The sequence below is a fragment of the Psychrobacillus sp. FSL H8-0484 genome, from assembly GCF_038005325.1.
Classification (GTDB): Bacteria; Bacillota; Bacilli; order Bacillales_A; family Planococcaceae; genus Psychrobacillus.
Genome location: NZ_JBBOSZ010000001.1, coordinates 277,202 through 296,131 on the forward strand (window position 1 = coordinate 277,202; position 18,930 = coordinate 296,131).

Genomic DNA, 18,930 nt, shown 5'->3' on the forward strand with positions numbered 1-18,930 from the left:
ATGAAGATTAAATTTGATAAACAACAGTATCAGTTTGATGCAATTCAATCGATTACGGATCTTTTTAAAGGTCAATCAAGTAATGTATCCAATTTTACTGTTAGTATGGGCGATATTGTGGGTTCAGAGGTTACCGCTTTAGGTGTAGGAAATAAACTAGAGCTATCCGCGTTAGATGTAATGGAAAATTTACAAGAAGTACAAGTTCGAAACCATTTGAAAAAAGATCACCATATTCAAGATTGGAATTTCACGATTGAAATGGAAACAGGAACAGGGAAAACGTATGTCTATACACGTTCTATCTTTGAACTAAACAAGCTATACGGCTTTACCAAATTTATCATAGTTGTTCCGAGTGTTGCTATTCGTGAGGGAGTTTATAAATCCCTTCAAATGACGGAAACTCATTTTAAAGAAGAGTATCCAGGTCAAAATTGTCATTTCTTTAAATATGATTCGTCGAATTTAGAGCAGGTGAGAGACTTTGCTACCAGTACGAATATTGAAGTAATGATTATTAATATAGATGCGTTCCGTAAAAGCTTTGATGATCCAGAGAAAGACAATAAAGCAAATCTTATTCACCGGGAACGAGACACAATGAATGGCATGCGCCCTATTCAGTTCATTCAAGAAACAAATCCAATTGTCATTATTGATGAACCTCAAAGCGTAGATAATACGGCTACAGCTAAAAAAGCAATTGCTTCCTTAAATCCAATGTGTAAGCTTCGTTTTTCCGCAACACATAAAGAAACGTATAATCTTATCTATAAATTAGATGCAGTCGATGCCTATGATCAGAAGTTAGTGAAAAAGATTGAAGTACTTTCAGTTACCTCTGGAGATGATCATAACGATGCTTATATAAAACTTGTGAGTGTATCAAACAGTGGTGGATATAAAGCCAAGGTAGAAATAGATGAACAGAAAAAAGATGGCACAGTAAAACGTGTTGTAAAAGAAATAAATCCAAGTACGAAGAGTAATTTATTTACAATCTCAGGCGAACGAGACTTGTATAAAGGGTATGTTCTAGAAGGTATAAATGCAGAACTAGGAAATGAATCCATTGAATTCGCGAATGGAAGGTTCCTAAAAATAGGTGGTGTCATCGGTGGTTTGGATGATCAACAACTAAAAAGATTACAAATTAGAGAAGCCGTTCGTGCACATTTAGATAAGGAATTATCACTTGTTCATAAAGGAATTAAAGTTCTGAGCTTATTCTTTATTGATCGAGTGGAAAATTATCGCATATATCCTGAAGGTTCTTCCTGGGAAAAGGGAATTTATGCAACCATGTTTGAAGAGGAATATACCAATCTTATGAAACTTCAAAAATACCATACGCTATTAGAGGAAAATCAGTATATAGCAAACCCAAAAGCGTCCGAAGTACATGATGGTTATTTTTCGAAAGATGGAAAAGGTAAATACAAAAATAGTTCTATGAGCAAAACAGGGGAACTTCGCAGTAATAAAGAGGATGAATCCACTTTTGAACTAATCATGAAAGAAAAAGAAAAGTTACTAAGCTTTGAAACACCTTTACGATTTATCTTTTCCCACTCAGCTTTAAAAGAGGGCTGGGACAATCCAAATGTCTTTCAAATATGTACGCTGGTAGAGTCAAAAGATCCTCTAACGAAGCGACAAAAAATTGGGCGTGGTCTTCGATTACCTGTAAATAAAGATGGGATCAGACAATACGATCAAAATTTGAACATATTGACTGTTATCGCAAACGAATCTTACCATGACTTTGCAGAAAGTCTTCAAAAAGAAATGGAAGAGGAAACTGGCGTTAAGTTTGGATTCATTGAAGAACAAACCTTTGCCACTCTTACGATTGAGGATAAAGAAACGGGTAAGGAAATAGAGATTGGCTATGAGCGTTCGGCAGAAGTGTTTGCTTATCTCGTAAAAGAAAACTATGTTTCTAAAAATGGAGAAGTGAAAGAAAAGTTAAAGAAGGAATTGTCAGAAGAGGAATTCCGAGTACCAGAAGAGTTCACGGATATTCAATATGGCATAACGGAAGTATTAAAGAAGTCGATCAAAAAGCTTCCTGTTTTCAAAAAAGACGATCGTGTAGATATCCAACTGAACAAACAAGTTTTCTTGACCGATGAATTCAATGAATTATGGGACCGTATCAAATATAAAACAACTTATTCTGTCTCATTAGATTCCGAAAAATTAATAGAGAAATGCGTAGAGAAAGTAAAAAAATTAGAAGAGATTTCAGCGCGCAAAATTCGAACGGAAAAAGCAGATATTCGCACTGAACGCAAGGGGATAACGGGAGAAGGGAAGGGCTTCCGAGTTACGGAATTAAAAGAAGTGAAACGAAAACTTCCAGATATACTCCGTTATTTACAAGATCATACAACGCTTAAAAGAAAAACATTAATAGAGATATTAATTCAGTCGGGAAGACTAGATGACTTTAAAAAGAATCCACAAGCATTTATGGAAGCGGTAGTAAAAATTATCCATAAAGAAAAACAAAGTATGATTATTGATGGGATTAAATATGAAAAAATTGGTGAACAGGAATATTTTTCCCAATCCTTATTTGAAGAGCAAGAACTGATTGGATACTTGAAAAAGAATACGATAGAAGTATCGGGTGAAAAATCGGTTTATAACTATATTCAATACGACTCGGACGTTGAAAAGGCATTTGCGGAAGACCTTGATAAAGATAAAGACGTAAAGCTATTCGTGAAGCTTCCGTCTTCCTTTGTCATTGGAACCCCACTCGGCAACTACAATCCCGACTGGGCAATCTTATTAGATAAAGATGGAGTAGAAAAACTTTTCTTCGTAATCGAAACAAAAGGAACAACGGACTTAGATGGACTCCGAAACCGAGAAAGTGCAAAAATCAAATGTGGTGAAAAACATTTCGAAGCGCTACAAACAGATGTGGCATACAAAGTTTCCGATAGCTATGAAGCGTTTAAAGAGAAGGTTAATTACTAAAAGAATGAATGTGAAAGTAAGAATGGAGGGGCTAGCTTGTTTTTGTAGTTAGTCCCTTACTTTTTGTCTCTGTTAAATTAGGCTGTTGTTTTCAGCATTTATATTATTGTAGAATCCGCGGCGGGTAAGCGAGCCATCTAGCCAAATATGAAAATGTAGGGATAGGGATAGTTGGAAAGTTATTTGAACAGTTGAAAGAGAAGCAACAAAGTAAAGCATAGTGATCTAAAGGTGGATGGATTCACGATGAGTAGTATATGCTTAAAAAGCTTAAGATTGAAGAGATAATCTAAATTCTAGGGTGTCACCTGAGACTGTAGAAAGATTTTCAACTAAGAAAGGATGTAAATATAATGGCTGAAATTAAATACGATATTAAGGAAACGATTTCGGTGTTGTCTGAGGGAAGTAAAGGATGGACGAAAGAGCTGAATTTGGTTAGCTGGAATGACCGAGAACCGAAATACGATATTCGAGAGTGGTCAGAGGATCATGAAAAAATGCGTAAGGGTGTTACATTTACTCTATCGGAATTGCAGGCTTTGAAAGCCGCGTTGAATGAATTGCAAGATTTAGATTAAAGGAAAAGGAGCCGTTTATATGGCTCTTTTTTTATGCAAGCTCTAGGCTGTTTTTTTTAAAGCATATATTTTGTGACGAAAATCCGTGAGACTCCAGCAGAAAAACTGGCTACCAAGCAAATAGACATTGAACACTTTGATGAGATGCTTCAAAAGGCTCCAAAATTGAGAGAGCCTCTTCAAAGGAAAGATAATATTAAAGTAAAGTGTTCTAATTTAGGAAGTTAACATACTGTTCCTTACAGTCTAAAGAAATGTACTATAAACCCCGATAAAATAAATACCAGCCAATAGAAAGCAATTTTCTATTGGCTAGTTTTGTTTATACTGGTCCAAGTAAATCTATTTATTTTCAGCCACTCACATATGTATTAGGTGCTGAAATGAAATTTTATTGAAAATTTTGTCGAATTCTCTTGAAATTCTATGTCGAAATATGTATAAACTTGTTATAATACGTACAGATACTAGTATTATTTACATAATTTTTGAGCCTTGGAGGCAATTGCATGAAAAATTATAGCTTTGTTGGACCAATAATCGCCATGACCTTACCCCTAGTCCTATTTCTTTGTTTAAGATTCGGACTTATGACAGATCCGTATTTAATGAACCTTAAAAGACACTTTTATATAGTAAGCGCTATCGCGTCCTTGTCTACGATTATTGCCATAGCAGTAGGGATTGCGGGGAAAAGATTGCGTAATATTAAAGTAAGCTTTTTGGCATTGTCTTTTATTTCACTTGCACTGCTGTTTTTATTGCATGGTTTATCAACACCTCATTTATTGCTTCCTGAAACGGATTTAGCGGGTGTTGCAGCACAGTTGAGTATGTTACTAGCAACGATTTGGTTATGGCTTTCCTCGCTACCTTCCGACAATAAGTTAGTTGAATTGTTATCTGGTAGGCATAAGTTGCTTCTTCCAGTTTGGATCGTCTTAATGAGTATTGTGGTGATCATTGGTATGTTTTTTCCTCATATCATTGTGCCATTATATGTACAATCGTTTAAAGTGGCGATCATATTTATTACTTTATTATTAAATCTTATTACGATGTTTCGTTATTACCAGACATACAGATTTTCCCGTTTTCCAATTCAACTTGCCATTGTCTATATCGCCGGATGGTTTATGTTAACCCAAATTATTATGGTTACCGGAGAGACTTGGCGACTGAGCTGGTGGATCTATCATTACTTATTACTTGCTTCGATGATTGTGATGCTAATTGGGTTAGTAAAGCAGTATGCTACGAAAGGTACACTCATCTCTGCCATGCGTGCTCTATTTACGAATGATCCTTTTGAAAGAATTACGAACAGTATTTCTCCAAGTGTGAAAGATTTAGTGATTGCAACAGAGAAAAAAGATACATATACCGTAGGCCATACATTTCGTGTAACAATGTATGCACTGCATTTAGCAGAAGAACTTCAGTTAAAACCAGAGCAGCTTCGCGTGATAGCACAAGGTGCATTAGTCCATGATGTCGGGAAAATTAATATTCCAGATGATATTCTAAATAAACCAGGAAAACTTTCCAAGGAGGAAAGAGAAATAATTGAACAGCATCCCGTAAGTGGTTACGACATGTGTAGAGAACTCGGGTTTATGAAAGAGGAACTAAGTATTATTCGTTCTCACCATGAAAAATGGGACGGAAGTGGGTATCCGGACAGGCTTATGGGAGATGAAATCGATTTGTTAGCGAGAATCGTGGCGGTAGCAGACGTATATGATGCACTGACCTCCGAGAGATCTTACCGTAAGGCATGGTCCCATAGCGAGGCAATGAATGTATTAGTAGGGGAAAAAGGGAAACATTTTGATCCTACATGTGTAGATGCATGGGTGTCCCTATGTGAACGAAACCCATCTGTTTATCTATACCCTTCCACTACGATTAATGATGATACGACTGGTGACTTGATTTCAGCGATTTAGAAGTATTTTTATCAAACTTAAACTATTTTTGAGGTTGTCCAATAAGCCCATAAATTGAAGCAGTTGTAGAAAAACGAGTCTTTTTCTACAACTGTTTTTTGTATGCTTTTTATTAAAACTACTATTTTTGTAGGCAATTGATTGTAGTGAAAGACGGCGACTCCAGCGGGAATAGCATGAGCTGAAGGCCCCGCAGGAGCGAAAGCTACGAGGAGACTGAAGCCATGCCCGCGGAAAGCGTCCGTCTGGAACGGAAATCAATAAATTGGAAAAGCTATAGGAATAATTGATTTCTGTGACCTTGACCATGGGACGAATTATAGTAGTAGTCATTTTGAAGGTAACGAAATACCTAATTAATAAACCCAGCTAATGTAAAAAATGTAAAGTATCCATTAATTTTTTGGAAATTGTAAAATATTAGTTAAAATACTGTAAAATTCCTTTTTTAAGCAATTCTTTATGTTTTAATAACTATGCGCCCAAATTTAAGAAAGGGGAGGTTGGGTATGAGCCGAATTGAGTTAGTTGAGGTTTCGAAGTCATACGATAAACAAAAAGGCGTATTGAACGAAATCAATTTAATAATAGACGAAGGTGAGTTCTTTGTTCTTGTTGGTCCTTCTGGATCTGGAAAGAGTACATTACTCAGAATGATTGCAGGACTGGAAGAAATTTCTGGAGGTATTTTAAAGATTAACGGTAAATCTGTGAATCACATGCCACCAAAGGAACGAAATTTATCAATGGTTTTTCAAAACTATGCCTTATATCCACATTTATCAGTAGAGGAGAATATTCTCTTTGGTTTAAAGGCAAAAAAAGTTGATAAACAAGAACGACAAAGAAGATTATTAGAAGCGGCTGAAATGATGGGACTAACTGAATTGTTAGAACGTAAACCGAGAGAGCTTTCCGGTGGTCAAAGACAACGTGTTGCATTAGCACGAGCTATTGTAAGTCAAGCGAAACTTTGTTTGATGGACGAGCCACTTTCCAACTTGGATGCCAAACTTCGAGCTAATATGCGGGTCCAAATTCGTAGATTGCAAAAAAAAATTGGAATGACATTGATATATGTTACTCATGATCAAGTAGAAGCGATGACGATGGGTGACAGAATAATGGTTTTAAATGATGGGGAAATTCAACAGGTTGGTAAACCAATTACCCTTTATAATGAACCGGCCAATCTATTTGTTGCTTCTTTTATTGGCTCTCCAAAGATGAATATGGGAATAGCAAGATTTTCAGAAGACGGCAAGGAATTAATTGTTGAGGGTCAACTACATATCGCCTTCGATTCTGCATTTGTAAAGGATTTACACAATCATAAAAAGTTAACTATTGGTATTCGGGCTGAGCATGTACTGCCTGGGACAAATGAAAATACAAATCACTTTTTAGAAGTGGTCAATGTTGAACAATTGGGAAATGAAACATCGATTGCATTTGACGTTGGTTCAGAATTATGGACGGCTAAATGGCCAGGACAATGGTCCATCCATGTAGGTCAAAAAGTACCTGTCCAAATATTGCCTGAAAATCTATTATTTTTTGATTCTGAGACAGGTGATTTAATTCAATCTGCCTTGAAAGATAAAGAACAAGAGGTTTTAGCTATATGAGTATGACTAACACAGCTCAAATATATGAAACCAGTCTATTAGATATGGAGCAAGTAAAAAAGAAACAACGAATCAAAAGCTTTATAAAAGGTATGGCTTTTTTATTACCATCTATTATTTTATTTAGCGTTTTCTTATTTTATCCGATGTTTCGTACTATTTATCTAAGTTTTTTCTTAACAAAAGCTAACGGGGATCCAACCGTATTTGTTGGTTTGGAAAACTATTTAAATATGTTTAGCTCACCGATTTTTCTAAAAAGTATGAAGTCTACGTTTTTGTTTGTTCTATATACAGTCCCTGCATCAGTAATCATTAGTTTATTTCTCGCTATTATTGCTAATGAAAAACTAAAAGGGATTGGCTTTTTTCGAACGATATATTCCTCAACGATGGGAGTATCTGTTGCAGCTGCATCTGTATTTTGGTTGTATTTATTTAATCCATCGATGGGATTACTTAACCAAGTATTAGGATCGTTTGGGATTGAAGCAATTGGATGGCTAACAGACCCGAAATGGGCTCTAATAGCTGTATCTATCACTACGATTTGGATGAATGTTGGATTTACTTTTTTAATATTGTTAGGTGGTTTGCAATCTATTGATTCATCTTTATACGAAAGTGCTGATATTGAAGGTGCAGGATATTTATACAAACTAAGAAGAATAACTATTCCGATGCTTTCTCCAACCATGTTTTTTGTCATTACGGTAACGATTATTAATGCTTTTCAATCCTTTGGTCAAATCGATATCTTAACACAGGGCGGTCCAATAAATGAAACAAATTTAATCGTTTATTCGCTTTATCGAGAGGCTTTTGCGAATTATAAATTTGGATCCGCGAGTGCCCAAGCAATTGTCTTATTCATCCTGATCTTATTGATGACAGCATTGCAATTTAAGCTTGGGGAAAGGAAGGTTCACTATCAATGACCATATCTAAAAGCCGAAAAGTCATTTTTTATGTATTACTGATCCTTTCAGCTCTTATTTTAGCAGGACCAATGATTATGGCCATTGTAATGAGCTTCATGACCAATCAGGATATTTTAACCGGAAGTATACCTAGTACATTTACTTTAGATAACTATGTCCGTGCATTTGAACGCTTTCCTTTACTACAGTATTTATTTAATAGTTTAGTAGTGTCTATTGTGATTATGATTGGCCAACTTGTCTTATCTAGTTTAGCTGCCTATGCTTTTGTCTTTCTGGAGTTTAAAGGAAGAGATTTATTATTCTACGTATTTATCGCGACGATGATGGTACCCTTTGAAGCATCGATCATTCCTAACTTTCAAATCATCCGAGATTTAGGATGGATTGATACCTATGCTGGCTTGGCAGTGCCATTCTTTGCAACAGCATTTGGTACATTTTTGTTAAGGCAAAACTTTAAACAAATACCAAAGGAGTTAAGAGAAGCCAGTCAGATTGCAGGTATGGGTGATTTTAAATATTATGTAACAGTCGTGTTACCTGTATCCAAGGCTAGTTTAGTCACATTAGGCATTTATGGATTTTTATCCTCTTGGAATATGTACTTATGGCCACTATTGGCGACGACAAATGATACGGTACGTACAGTACAAATTGGCTTGAAGCAATTACAAACCCAGGAACAATTAAACGAATGGGGTGTCATAATGGCAGGTGCTGTCATTGTTATTATTCCCACATTACTATTATTGTTCTTTGGACAGAAAAAGCTTCAAAAAGGTTTAACTGAAGGTGCCTTAAAATAATTTTAAATTTAAACCATTCAAAACAAAAAGGGAGAATAACAATGAAAAAATTATTCGTATTCTTTACACTGATGATTGCTTTATTTTTAGCAGCATGTAATTCAGAAGGAAGCTCAACAACCACCGAATCTGAAAGTAATGGAGAAACGTCTGGTTCAACAGAAAGTGCAGAAACCGAAGAAAAACAAGTGGTAACTTTTTGGCACTCTATGGGAGGAAAAGGTCAGGAAGCATTGAACAAAATTGTGGAAGAATATAATACGTCTCAAGATGGTATTCAAGTAAATGCTGAATATCAAGGAACTTATGATGAATCATTAACCAAGTTTAATGCTGTTGCTGGTTCAGATAGTGCACCTACAGTAATTCAAACGTTTGAAATTGGAACAATGTCAATGATTAATAGCGGACAAATTACGCCAATTCAAGAGTTCGTTGATGCGGATAACTATGATATGAGCGGCTTAGAAAAAAATATTACTAATTACTATTCTTTAGATGGTACATTCTATTCAATGCCATTTAACTCATCAACACCTGTTATGTATTACAACAAAGATGCATTTAAAGCAGCAGGACTTGATCCAGAGGCTCCACCAGCAACATTCGAAGAGGTAGAAGAAGCAAGCAAAAAAATCGTTGAATCTAATCCAGAGATGAAGGGTTTTGCATTACAAGCGTATGGTTGGTTGTGGGAGCAATTATTAGCTAACCAAGGTGCACAATTGTTGAATAATGATAATGGACGTACGGAAACTCCTACTGAAATTGGTTGGACTGAAGAAGAAGGTAAATCCATTTTAGAATGGGTAAAACGTATGGTTGATGATAAAACATTTGCTAACTATGGTACAAATGGAGATAACATGATGGCTGGTTTCTTAGCAGGTGATGTGTCAATGTTTTTACAATCCTCTGCAAGTTCAAGAGATGTAATTGACAATGCACCATTTGAGGTAGGAATTGCTTACTTACCACATCCAGAAGATAAAGAACGTCAAGGTGTTGTTATCGGTGGGGCAAGTCTTTGGATGATTGATGGTAAATCAGAAGAAGAACAAAAAGCTGCTTGGGAGTTCATGAAATACTTACAAACTCCAGAAATCCAAGCCGAGTGGCATGTTGGTACAGGTTACTTTGCTATCAACCCAGCTGCATATGAAGAACAGGTTGTAAAAGATGCTCATGCTGAAAAACCACAATTACTAGTTACAGTTGACCAGTTACAAGATACAAAAGCTTCTTATGCAACACAAGGTGCTTTAATGGATATGCTTCCAGAAGGTCGTAAAATTATGGAAACTGCTCTTGAAACTATCTATAATGGCGGAGATGTAAACGAAGCATATACTACTGCAGTTGACCAATATAATGCTGCTATAGAACAAGCAAATGCTGCAAGAGGCGAGTAATTAAATTTCAAGAATAATATTCGAGAGAAAAAAGTATGCTTGTTCATACTTTTTTCTCTTATTTTCTCTAGTTTTGTTTTATTATGAAAGATAAACAAAAACAGATAAGGAAGATAGAGAATGAATATCCTTTAGAAATGAGCGGGAGTAATTGACCCAAAAAAATGTTTTAATTACTATTCTGTTAATGGTAGCAATCGTGTCTATTTTACTGGCACCGAAACAAATATGATAATTCATTTAGAAAAAATTGCGCTGCCTCGCATAAAAACCGGGGCGGCTTTTTTTCGTAGAACACAGACGCACGCTACTCCGCGCGCTCATTTTATTTCCATAAATGGATTAAAATTTTCACACTATCATTACTACTTGAATAAGATATCTAATTGGAAATACCTTATAGCAGGGAGTACGAGAGAGTGAAAAGATGGATTGTTGCACTGGTAATTTTATGTTCAATAGGACTGGCAGGTTGTCTCCAAAAATCTTCAAATGAAGAAGTAAAAACAAATGATAATGAACAGAAACAACCGAAGGAGGAGCAAAAAAAACCAGTTACCTATAGTGAAGAAGCTGAAAAGGAAATAAAGCCTTTAGTTGTAAATATTGTTGATCCAAATACATTAGAAATAATTAAAACTATATCACCGAAAGATTTAGGATATGAAGCAGATTTCGCAACATATAAAAAGGAAATTGAAAAGTTAGCTTATGAGTTGGCAAGAGGTACAGAAACAGAAGCTGGTTATGACAAAAGAATGGTTCTTGATAAAGTGGATGCAGACGGTCAGATTATTAAGGGAAGCCCTAGGATTATTTTAAAAGAAAGTGAATTAGTGAATAGGATTGTAGAAGCTTCATCCACTGGCAAGGACGTTGAAATTCCTTTGTATGTGACAGAAAGTAGTTATAACATTGAAGATATTGCTCGTTTAGAGGAAGTAATAATTGCTTCTTATACAACTTATTTTAACCCCTCGGATGTAAACAGGAACAAAAATATAGAAATTTCAGCGAAGGCTATCCATAATGTAATCGTTGGAAGTGGGGATTATTTCTCGTTTAATGAGATGACAGGTCCGAGAGACGAAGCAAACGGCTACCAACCCGCACCGGAAATTATTAATAAGAAACATGTCATGGGTATCGGGGGAGGGGTTTGCCAAACGTCCTCTACACTTTTTAACGTAGTAGACGAATTATCCGTAAAATATGTTGAAAGACATCATCATTCATTAGATGTAGGTTACGTTCCAAAAGGAAGAGATGCAACTGTTTCATATGGTGCATTAGATTTTAGATTTCAAAATACAAGTGAAGCACCATTTTTAATAAAAGCGATCTATGGCAATGGTTTTCTTACGATAGAAGTAAGAACTTCTAAGGAATATGAAGATATTGTGGAGTAAGTCTGTAAAGAGTGAAATTGAATCTGGAAAAAGATATTAGCTTTCCTCAGACGAACCATTGAGCCTCCTCCTTTTCGTGCGAAGTCTCGTTGGTCCGTTCTTCCGCGGGAGTCTCGCATCTTTTTCCTCCTTCTATTAATCAAGGGGTATTCTACGATGATATCAAAAAATCTACAGAATGAGCGGGAAGAATAAATGAAATTCATAAGGTTTAAATAATCTTGACACTTGCGAAACCTTTTCTCTTAAGTCTGAGCACATCAAATATAAAGTTGATGTGCTCTTCTTATTTTAGTGTCCTGCGAATAAGGTATATCTAAATGTAGTTGTCTGTCCAAACGTGCTAAAATATAACCAACTAAACCGATACAAGAGATAACCGAAAGAGTGATCGAGAAAGGATTGGAAAATGAATTTTTCGATGAACGAAACGAAAATTAAGCAATTATGCGGCATTACTGCTTATAAAAAAGGGAAAACCTATTACCAAGCAGGAAAAGTGAATCTTGACTCCTTTCAAGAAGATAATCCAGAAATTAAAGCCAGTGTGAAAGCAGGGGATGATTTTAACTTCAGCGACCCTGTGTTAGAAACATTCACGTTAATTCAAACAATCGTGAATGTTTACACTTTCATGTTTGTTTCTGGCACAGGGACGCGATTTTCAAATCATTGAAGATTTACAAAGCGAATGCTACGGGGGAGTAAAAAGGTGAATGAAACTATCGGTAAGAAGACTTGCCCGCTTTGTGGTAAGAACAATAAGTGTTGTAATAATAATCAAAAAGACGTAGGGGATTGCTGGTGTGATAAGAGACACTTTCCGGTTGAAATTTTCGAGCATGTTCCGCCAGAAAGTGTACGCAAACATTGTATTTGCGAGGAATGTCTAGATGAGTTTATTGACGAGTAAGTTTCTAGTTTAGAATAATAAAGCAGAGGGATTTAGATGCCGAAAGTTTAGGAACTGGGACTTCAGCGACCCTGTGTTAGAGACATTCGCGTTAATTCAAAGGGGCTGTCCAATAAGCCCATAAATTGAAGCAGGTGTAGAAAAACGAGTCTTTTTCTACACCTATTTTTTGTATACTTTTTATTAAAACTACTATTTTTTGTAGACAATTGAATGTAGTGAAAGACGGCGACTTCAGCGGGAATAGCAAATGTTTTCTGCATCGAAATCGAAGCGGCAGGTGCATGAGCTGAAGGCCCCGCAGGAGCGAACAAAGGAACGAAGGCTAAGAACGCCACCTCGTGTGTCAACGCCTTCGTGACCAACATCGTGTTGCCCTGAGGAGACTGAAGCCATGCCCGCGGAAAGCGTCCGTCTGGAACGGAAATCAATACATTGGAAAAGGGACCATCTCTCAGTCACTATATGACTTTAAAGACAGCCCTTTTGTCGTATAACTATTTGTAGCCTCAGTTTTACTTCTTTCTGCGAATTATAGAATCATTAACTTGGCTCATGGATGAGCATCCTGTTAACGCCAAGGAGGTGTCAATATCATTTATAAAGTCCTTTAGAACGTGTCGAACACCTTGTTCCCCTGCAACAGCTAATCCATAGACAAAGGGTCTGCCTAGTAAAATCGCTGAAGCACCAAGAGCACGTGCTTTAATAACGTCTGATCCTCTTCTAATTCCACTGTCTAACAAAATCGGTATTCTACCTTGAATTACATCAGCAATAGGAGGTAAGGCTTCTAACGAAGAGATACAACCATCAAGTTGTCTACCACCATGATTGGAAACGATTAGGCCATCCACCCCGTAATCCAGTGCCTTAGATGCATCCTCTTCGTGAAGAATACCCTTTAATAAGATTGGTAGAGAGGTATGCTTTTTAATCGTGCGTAAATCTTCCCATGTTAACGAAGGATTAAATAATACATCCCCTATTTTTTCTATAACTCCCTTGTCATCAGAAGAAGGGCGAGTTTTGAATCTCTCTAGGAAAACAGGATCATTTATATAGTTAGCTGATCCCTTCCCTAGTTTAAGAGGAGAGTATCCATTATTTAAGTCTCGTTCCCGGTTTCCGATTAAAGATGTATCAACCGTAATGACGATAGCTGAGTAACCTGCTTTTTCTGCCCGTTTAACCATGCTTATTGCTAACTCCTCATCCTTAGACCAATATAATTGAAACCAGCGAGGGGTATCTCCAAGATGAGTAGCAATTTCCTCAAGTGAATGAGATGTTAAAGTACTAGCGATAAACGGCACCCCATGGTGGGCAGCTGCCCGTGCTGAAGCTAGCTCTCCTTCTGGATGGAAGATGCTTTGTACACCAACAGGAGCTAATGCGAAAGAATTAGGAAATGTAGTACCTAATATTTTGGAGGAAGTATCCCGAATGTTGACGTCATTTAAATATTTAGGGACGATTTGCCAACTTTCAAAAGCATCTATATTAGCTTTTAACGTAATCTCATTACCAGCTCCACTATGAACATATGTAAAAGGGCCGTTTTCTATAGACTCAGCGGCCATTTTTTCTAATAGTGAAACAGAATGGGGTAATTCTAGATGAGAAATAGAATTTGTCATTGGTATCTTCCTTCCTTGCCTCTTTGGATGTGTAAAAAGAGTTTTTCGTCACATTAACTTGATCTTTTGCCAAGATAAGCTTCTACGATTCTTGAATCTTCTAATAAACTTTTAGCCTCACCATTGATAATTACTTTTCCGGTTTCCATCACGTAACCATAATCGGCGACTTTTAGAGCTTGTTTTGCATTTTGTTCTACCAGAAGGACTGTCGTTCCATTCTCTTTTATTTCTCGAATCATTTTAAAGATATCAGCTACAATTAATGGAGCTAATCCCATAGAAGGTTCATCTAGTAATAATAATTTCGGCTTGGAAAGTAAAGCTCTAGCTATAGCAAGCATTTGTTGTTGTCCGCCTGAAAGTGTTCCTCCAAGTTGTTCTTTTCGTTCTTTTAAAATAGGAAATTGGGACATTACTTCTTCAATATCTCTTTTTATCTCTTTATCATTTCGATGGTAGGCACCCATTTCTAGATTTTCCATAACGGTCATACTGGATAATATTGCTCTACCTTCAGGTACAAGAGCAATTCCTTTTCTTAGAAGCTGATCGGGTCTAAGTCCAGTAATATTTTCCCCTAAGAATTCAACTGTTCCATGCTTTGGTTTCAATAATCCAGAGATAGTTTTCATCGTCGTCGTTTTTCCTGCGCCGTTTGCACCAAGAAGAGTTACGACCTGACCTTGTTCCACTTCAAGGCTTACCCTTTTAAGAGCCTGGATTTTCCCATAAAAAGTTTCAATGCCCGTTACTTTAAGCAATTTCATCGTCCTCCTCTGCACCGAGGTATGCCTCAATAACTTCTTGGTTGTTCTGAATTTCTGCTGGTGTTCCTTCTGCAAGTTTCTTCCCAAAATTCAAAACGGTTATTCTATCACACAGTTTCATAACAAAGGGCATATCGTGTTCGATTAATAGCACGGTGACGCCTCTTTTTTGTACTTTTTTTATTAAATCAAATAGGCCTTCTGTTTCGGTTTCATTCATTCCAGCTGCCGGCTCATCTAACAGTAACAGTTTCGGGTTACTAGCCAAAGCTCTAGCAATTTCAAGTCTTCTTTGTTGTCCGTATGCTAAATTTTCGGCGGTAGAGTTTTGAAATTTAGATAAGCCTACTAGTTCTAATAGTTCTAATGCAGCTTCAAGTGAATTAGTTTCTTCTTTACGTTGCGATTTAGTTCTCAAAACACTGTTAATCACACCTGATTTACTGCGGCAATGGCCTCCAACTAAAACATTTTCTAGTACCGACATTTGCGAAAAAAGTCGGATATTCTGGAATGTACGACAAATTCCTTTATCGGTAATTTTATGTGGTTTAAGGCCAGATATTTTTTCACCAAGAAAGCTGATTTCTCCAGAAGTAGGGGAGAACATGTTCGTAATCACATTAAATAAGGTCGTTTTTCCAGCTCCATTAGGACCGATTAAACCGAATATTTCACCCTCATTAATTTTGAAGGATACATCTGTTAAAGCGGAGATCCCGCCAAAGTTCTTAGTTATATTTTTTAGTTCCAATACCATGGCTGACCCCCCTTTTTAACTTTAAACTCTTTTTGAACCACTTTAGAAGAGGCACATCTATAATTCCTTGAGGGCGGAATGCCATCATGGCAATAAGGATTACACCATAAATCATATAACGGTAATCACTTATAAATCGTAAAGCCTCAGGTAAAATGGTCATAAATGTTGCTCCGAATATCGCACCCCAAATTAATTCACTACCACCAAATATCGAGAAGATAAGGATATCTATTGCGCGGTGATAAGCAAAGTCAGCAGGACTGATATAGGCCATTACATGGGCATACAAGGCACCAGCAAAGCCAGCCAAAATGGCTCCTTGCGTAAAGGACAGAACTTTATAATAGGTAATATTTATACCCATAGACTCTGCAGCTTTTTCATCCATTTTAATGGCTGCAAAAGCTCTTCCAACACGTGATTTATTTTGTCTAATAAAGAACCATACGAGTAAAATGTTCACTAATAATAAGATCAACACGACTAGTAAATAAATAAATTGATTGTTTTTTAACCCGAGCATGTCGGGATCGAATCCTGTAAGCTTAAAGGTCTTAAATAGTTCTCTTCCTAGATGTGGAATACCAGATAGACCTATGGAGCCCTGTGTAATAGATTCCCAATTAACAAAGATTACCCGAATAACTTCACCAAAGCCTAAGGTAGCAATGGCCAAATAGACTCCAGATAGTCTAAGCGCAGGAATACCAATTAGAATCCCAAATACACCTGCCACAACTGCACCTAAGATGATGCCTAGGAAAATTGGAAGATCAAAGTTAATTGTTAATAAGGCGGAAGTATAAGCCCCGATTCCCATAAAACCAGCATTTCCTAAAGATAGTTGACCTGAGGAAAGGGTTATGTAAATACTTATTCCTAGAATAATATTAATTAGAATAAAAGAGACTATTTGTAAATGATATGGATTTATAATATCTCCTAACATCCCATCATCACCTTCCTGCCTCAGCGGTATTCTTACCGAAAATTCCCTGTGGTCGTAAGAGAAGAATGAATATGATTGTTATAAAGGCAACCGCATCACGATATCCTGAGTCACCGTAGGCTACAATCATCGTTTCAGCAAGACCAAGAAGTAATCCTCCTGCCATTGCTCCTTTGACATTCCCCATTCCACCTAAAATAATAATTGCTAAACCCTTTAGTCCCATTGATAATCCCATTTGGGGGTTAACGGAGTTAAATGCCATTCCTACTAAAATACCAGCTATCCCACCCAGTGCAGAAGCAATAATTACTGTTGTTGTTATCGTTCGTTTTGTATTCACACCAAGCAGACTTGCCGTTTCTAAATTTTCTGCTGTAGCACGAAGAGCTTTTCCTGCTTTCGTTTTGGAAAGCCAATAGGAGAGTACAACCATTAATGTAATTGATATGACAAATATTAAAATTTGTACAAGATAAATGGTTATGGAACCAACTTGAAATTGAATCTGCGCAAAAGAATGGCGGAAGGGATGGTTACCAGCCCCAAATATATGATGGGAGAGATTCTCCAATAAAATAGAAACTCCGATCGTACTTATTAAAGGAGCAAGATGTGAAACACCCTGTTTACCGCGAAGAGGGCGTAATGCAATACGCTCAAGCATATAACCTAAAATAACTGTGACTCCAATTGCAGCAATGAACGCAATCCACAGTGGCAATCCCAACACACTTGTTATTAGTACCCCAATAAAAGCCCCAATCATAAAAATCTCGCCATGTGCCATATTAATAATGCCAAGTACACCAAATACAAGAGTAAAACCTAGGGCAACAATGGCATAAATGCTTCCAAGTGTTATTCCATTGATTATTTGTTCTAATAGCAAGAAATCTCACCCTTTCAAATTAGGTAAGGGCAAGTTACCCTTACCTGTATTTGTACAAAATGGCTAAGTGCAAACCTACTTACTCAAATAGTTGGAATGCCCCATCTTTAATAATGAGTACTGTTGGTTCCATGATGACATCACCATCTTCATCAAATGAAAATTTCCCAAGTATACCGTCTAAATCCTTTATCTCAGCAAGAGCATCACGAAGTGCGTCTCTATCAGCTACTCCAGCGTTCTTCAAGCCCTCAGCCATAATATAAAGTGCATCATACGCTTGTGCAGCAAATTGATCTGGTTTATGACCATATGCAGTTTCATACTTTTTAACAAAATCTTGCACTTTTGAATCATCCTTTTCACCAAACCAAGGAGTTGCAACTATTAAGCCCTCTGATGCTTCTCCAGCTATTTCTATAACTTGTGGAGAGTTAAATCCATTACCTCCTACAAAAGGTAAATCAATTCCCATTTTTCTTGCTTGATCCATAATAACCGCACCTTCATTGTAAAGAGCAGAAGCTAAGATCAAATCTGGTTGAAGATCCTTGATTTTTGTTAGTTGTGCATTATAATCGGATTGGCCTTTTTGGAAAGTTTCAATTGTTACAATATCAAGGCCCATTTTTTCTGCCTCTGCTTTCATCGTGTCAAATCCCGACTGTGTAAACAAATCGTCGTTTCCGTATAGAATTGCAACCTTTTTTGCCCCATATTTATTCACTGCTTTTTCTAAAGCAGCGGGTATTGCTAGGGATTCAGGTATCGAATTTCTAAAAACATACTCACCAATCTGTGGAATGCCTGCAGCGGTTGTAGAAGTTCCCATGATAGGAATTCCGTTTATGTCTGCTTCTGGTCCAACAACATTCATTTCAGTACTTAAAGTTGGTCCAAGTAAAGCTACAATATCATCTGAACTCATCAGTTTTTGAGCAACAGTCAATGCTTGGTCTTGTTTTCCAGCAGAATCTTCAATAACAAGCTCTATCTTCACATCGCCTTTTTCATTAATCTCATCTAAGGCTAAGTTAAACCCATTTGTGATGGCTTCTCCGTATGCTGCCCCAGGGCCGGTCATATATGATATAACGCCTATTTTTGCTGAAACAGGACCTCCAGATTTTGCACTTGTAGTATTCGTATCATCCTCACTACATGCAGCTAACATAACTACCATTAGAACTGAGATTAATAGATATACTTTTTTAAAACTATTACTCATCTCTCTACCCCCTATAAATTCTTTTAACGTACAATTCTATTAAATCCATTAA

At 36.8% G+C, this 18,930-nt stretch carries 16 protein-coding genes; 10 read left to right on the forward strand and 6 right to left on the reverse strand.

Features of this window, described 5'->3' with window-relative positions; translation table 11 throughout:
- The 10 genes from MHH81_RS01425 to MHH81_RS01470 all read left to right on the forward strand — a co-directional run bounded on the left by MHH81_RS01425 (position 1) and on the right by MHH81_RS01470 (position 12,636).
- Positions 1-2,994 carry a type III restriction-modification system endonuclease gene (locus MHH81_RS01425; RefSeq protein WP_340917097.1) on the forward strand — a complete coding sequence of 998 codons (2,994 nt, stop codon included), beginning with the start codon at positions 1-3 and terminating at the stop codon, positions 2,992-2,994.
- A gap of 353 nt (positions 2,995-3,347) precedes the next feature.
- Positions 3,348-3,575, forward strand: coding sequence for a YdbC family protein (locus tag MHH81_RS01430; protein ID WP_340917099.1), 228 nt, complete (start codon positions 3,348-3,350; stop codon positions 3,573-3,575).
- A 509-nt stretch (positions 3,576-4,084) separates the two neighbouring features.
- Entirely contained in the window at positions 4,085-5,524 is a 1,440-nt protein-coding gene (locus MHH81_RS01435; protein ID WP_340917100.1) for an HD-GYP domain-containing protein, read from the forward strand.
- Positions 5,525-6,033: 509 nt separating this feature from the next.
- Positions 6,034-7,152 (forward strand): ABC transporter ATP-binding protein, encoded by a 1,119-nt coding sequence (locus MHH81_RS01440; protein WP_340917103.1) that lies wholly within the window; start codon positions 6,034-6,036, stop codon positions 7,150-7,152.
- Positions 7,153-7,196: 44 nt separating this feature from the next.
- Entirely contained in the window at positions 7,197-8,090 is an 894-nt protein-coding gene (locus tag MHH81_RS01445; protein WP_445678121.1) for a carbohydrate ABC transporter permease, read from the forward strand.
- A complete protein-coding gene (locus MHH81_RS01450; RefSeq protein WP_340917106.1) occupies positions 8,087-8,902 on the forward strand; it encodes a carbohydrate ABC transporter permease in 816 nt (271 codons plus the stop codon). Before MHH81_RS01445 ends, MHH81_RS01450 begins: the two co-directional genes overlap by 4 nt.
- 41 nt (positions 8,903-8,943) lie before the next feature.
- Positions 8,944-10,314, forward strand: a complete 1,371-nt coding sequence (locus tag MHH81_RS01455; RefSeq protein WP_340917108.1) for an ABC transporter substrate-binding protein — start codon at positions 8,944-8,946, stop codon at positions 10,312-10,314.
- A 419-nt stretch (positions 10,315-10,733) separates the two neighbouring features.
- Positions 10,734-11,723, forward strand: a complete 990-nt coding sequence (locus tag MHH81_RS01460; RefSeq protein ID WP_340917110.1) for a VanW family protein — start codon at positions 10,734-10,736, stop codon at positions 11,721-11,723.
- 409 nt (positions 11,724-12,132) lie between these two features.
- Positions 12,133-12,399: a hypothetical protein gene (locus tag MHH81_RS01465; RefSeq protein ID WP_340917113.1), complete on the forward strand. Its 267-nt coding sequence runs from the start codon at positions 12,133-12,135 to the stop codon at positions 12,397-12,399.
- Positions 12,400-12,414: 15 nt separating this feature from the next.
- Entirely contained in the window at positions 12,415-12,636 is a 222-nt protein-coding gene (locus MHH81_RS01470; protein WP_340917115.1) for a cysteine-rich CWC family protein, read from the forward strand.
- 515 nt (positions 12,637-13,151) lie between these two features.
- Here MHH81_RS01470 and MHH81_RS01475 read toward each other — a convergent pair.
- The 6 genes from MHH81_RS01475 to MHH81_RS01500 all read right to left on the reverse strand — a co-directional run bounded on the left by MHH81_RS01475 (position 13,152) and on the right by MHH81_RS01500 (position 18,878).
- Complete coding sequence (locus MHH81_RS01475) at positions 13,152-14,276, reverse strand: alpha-hydroxy-acid oxidizing protein (protein WP_340917117.1); 1,125 nt, start codon at positions 14,274-14,276, stop codon at positions 13,152-13,154.
- A gap of 53 nt (positions 14,277-14,329) precedes the next feature.
- On the reverse strand, positions 14,330-15,040 hold the full coding sequence (locus MHH81_RS01480; RefSeq protein ID WP_340917119.1) for an ABC transporter ATP-binding protein: 711 nt from the start codon (positions 15,038-15,040) through the stop codon (positions 14,330-14,332).
- Positions 15,033-15,806 (reverse strand): ABC transporter ATP-binding protein, encoded by a 774-nt coding sequence (locus tag MHH81_RS01485; protein WP_340917121.1) that lies wholly within the window; start codon positions 15,804-15,806, stop codon positions 15,033-15,035. The genes MHH81_RS01480 and MHH81_RS01485 overlap by 8 nt, the downstream gene beginning before the upstream one ends.
- Positions 15,778-16,758: a branched-chain amino acid ABC transporter permease gene (locus MHH81_RS01490; RefSeq protein WP_340917123.1), complete on the reverse strand. Its 981-nt coding sequence runs from the start codon at positions 16,756-16,758 to the stop codon at positions 15,778-15,780. Before MHH81_RS01490 ends, MHH81_RS01485 begins: the two co-directional genes overlap by 29 nt.
- Positions 16,759-16,765: 7 nt before the next feature.
- Positions 16,766-17,650: a branched-chain amino acid ABC transporter permease gene (locus MHH81_RS01495; RefSeq protein ID WP_340917125.1), complete on the reverse strand. Its 885-nt coding sequence runs from the start codon at positions 17,648-17,650 to the stop codon at positions 16,766-16,768.
- Between the two features lie 79 nt (positions 17,651-17,729).
- Positions 17,730-18,878 (reverse strand): ABC transporter substrate-binding protein, encoded by a 1,149-nt coding sequence (locus tag MHH81_RS01500; RefSeq protein WP_340917127.1) that lies wholly within the window; start codon positions 18,876-18,878, stop codon positions 17,730-17,732.
- Positions 18,879-18,930: the final 52 nt, after the last annotated feature.

Coding starts and splice junctions, on each gene's coding strand:
- MHH81_RS01500 (WP_340917127.1), bottom strand. CDS start 18,878: ATGAGTAATAGTTTTAAAAAAGTATATCTATTAATCTCAGTTCTAATG.
- MHH81_RS01470 (WP_340917115.1), top strand. CDS start 12,415: ATGCTACGGGGGAGTAAAAAGGTGAATGAAACTATCGGTAAGAAGACT.
- MHH81_RS01425 (WP_340917097.1), top strand. CDS start 1: ATGAAGATTAAATTTGATAAACAACAGTATCAGTTTGATGCAATTCAA.
- MHH81_RS01440 (WP_340917103.1), top strand. CDS start 6,034: ATGAGCCGAATTGAGTTAGTTGAGGTTTCGAAGTCATACGATAAACAA.
- MHH81_RS01475 (WP_340917117.1), bottom strand. CDS start 14,276: ATGACAAATTCTATTTCTCATCTAGAATTACCCCATTCTGTTTCACTA.
- MHH81_RS01435 (WP_340917100.1), top strand. CDS start 4,085: ATGAAAAATTATAGCTTTGTTGGACCAATAATCGCCATGACCTTACCC.
- MHH81_RS01490 (WP_340917123.1), bottom strand. CDS start 16,758: ATGTTAGGAGATATTATAAATCCATATCATTTACAAATAGTCTCTTTT.
- MHH81_RS01445 (WP_445678121.1), top strand. CDS start 7,197: ATGGAGCAAGTAAAAAAGAAACAACGAATCAAAAGCTTTATAAAAGGT.
- MHH81_RS01485 (WP_340917121.1), bottom strand. CDS start 15,806: ATGGTATTGGAACTAAAAAATATAACTAAGAACTTTGGCGGGATCTCC.
- MHH81_RS01430 (WP_340917099.1), top strand. CDS start 3,348: ATGGCTGAAATTAAATACGATATTAAGGAAACGATTTCGGTGTTGTCT.
- MHH81_RS01455 (WP_340917108.1), top strand. CDS start 8,944: ATGAAAAAATTATTCGTATTCTTTACACTGATGATTGCTTTATTTTTA.
- MHH81_RS01465 (WP_340917113.1), top strand. CDS start 12,133: ATGAATTTTTCGATGAACGAAACGAAAATTAAGCAATTATGCGGCATT.
- MHH81_RS01450 (WP_340917106.1), top strand. CDS start 8,087: ATGACCATATCTAAAAGCCGAAAAGTCATTTTTTATGTATTACTGATC.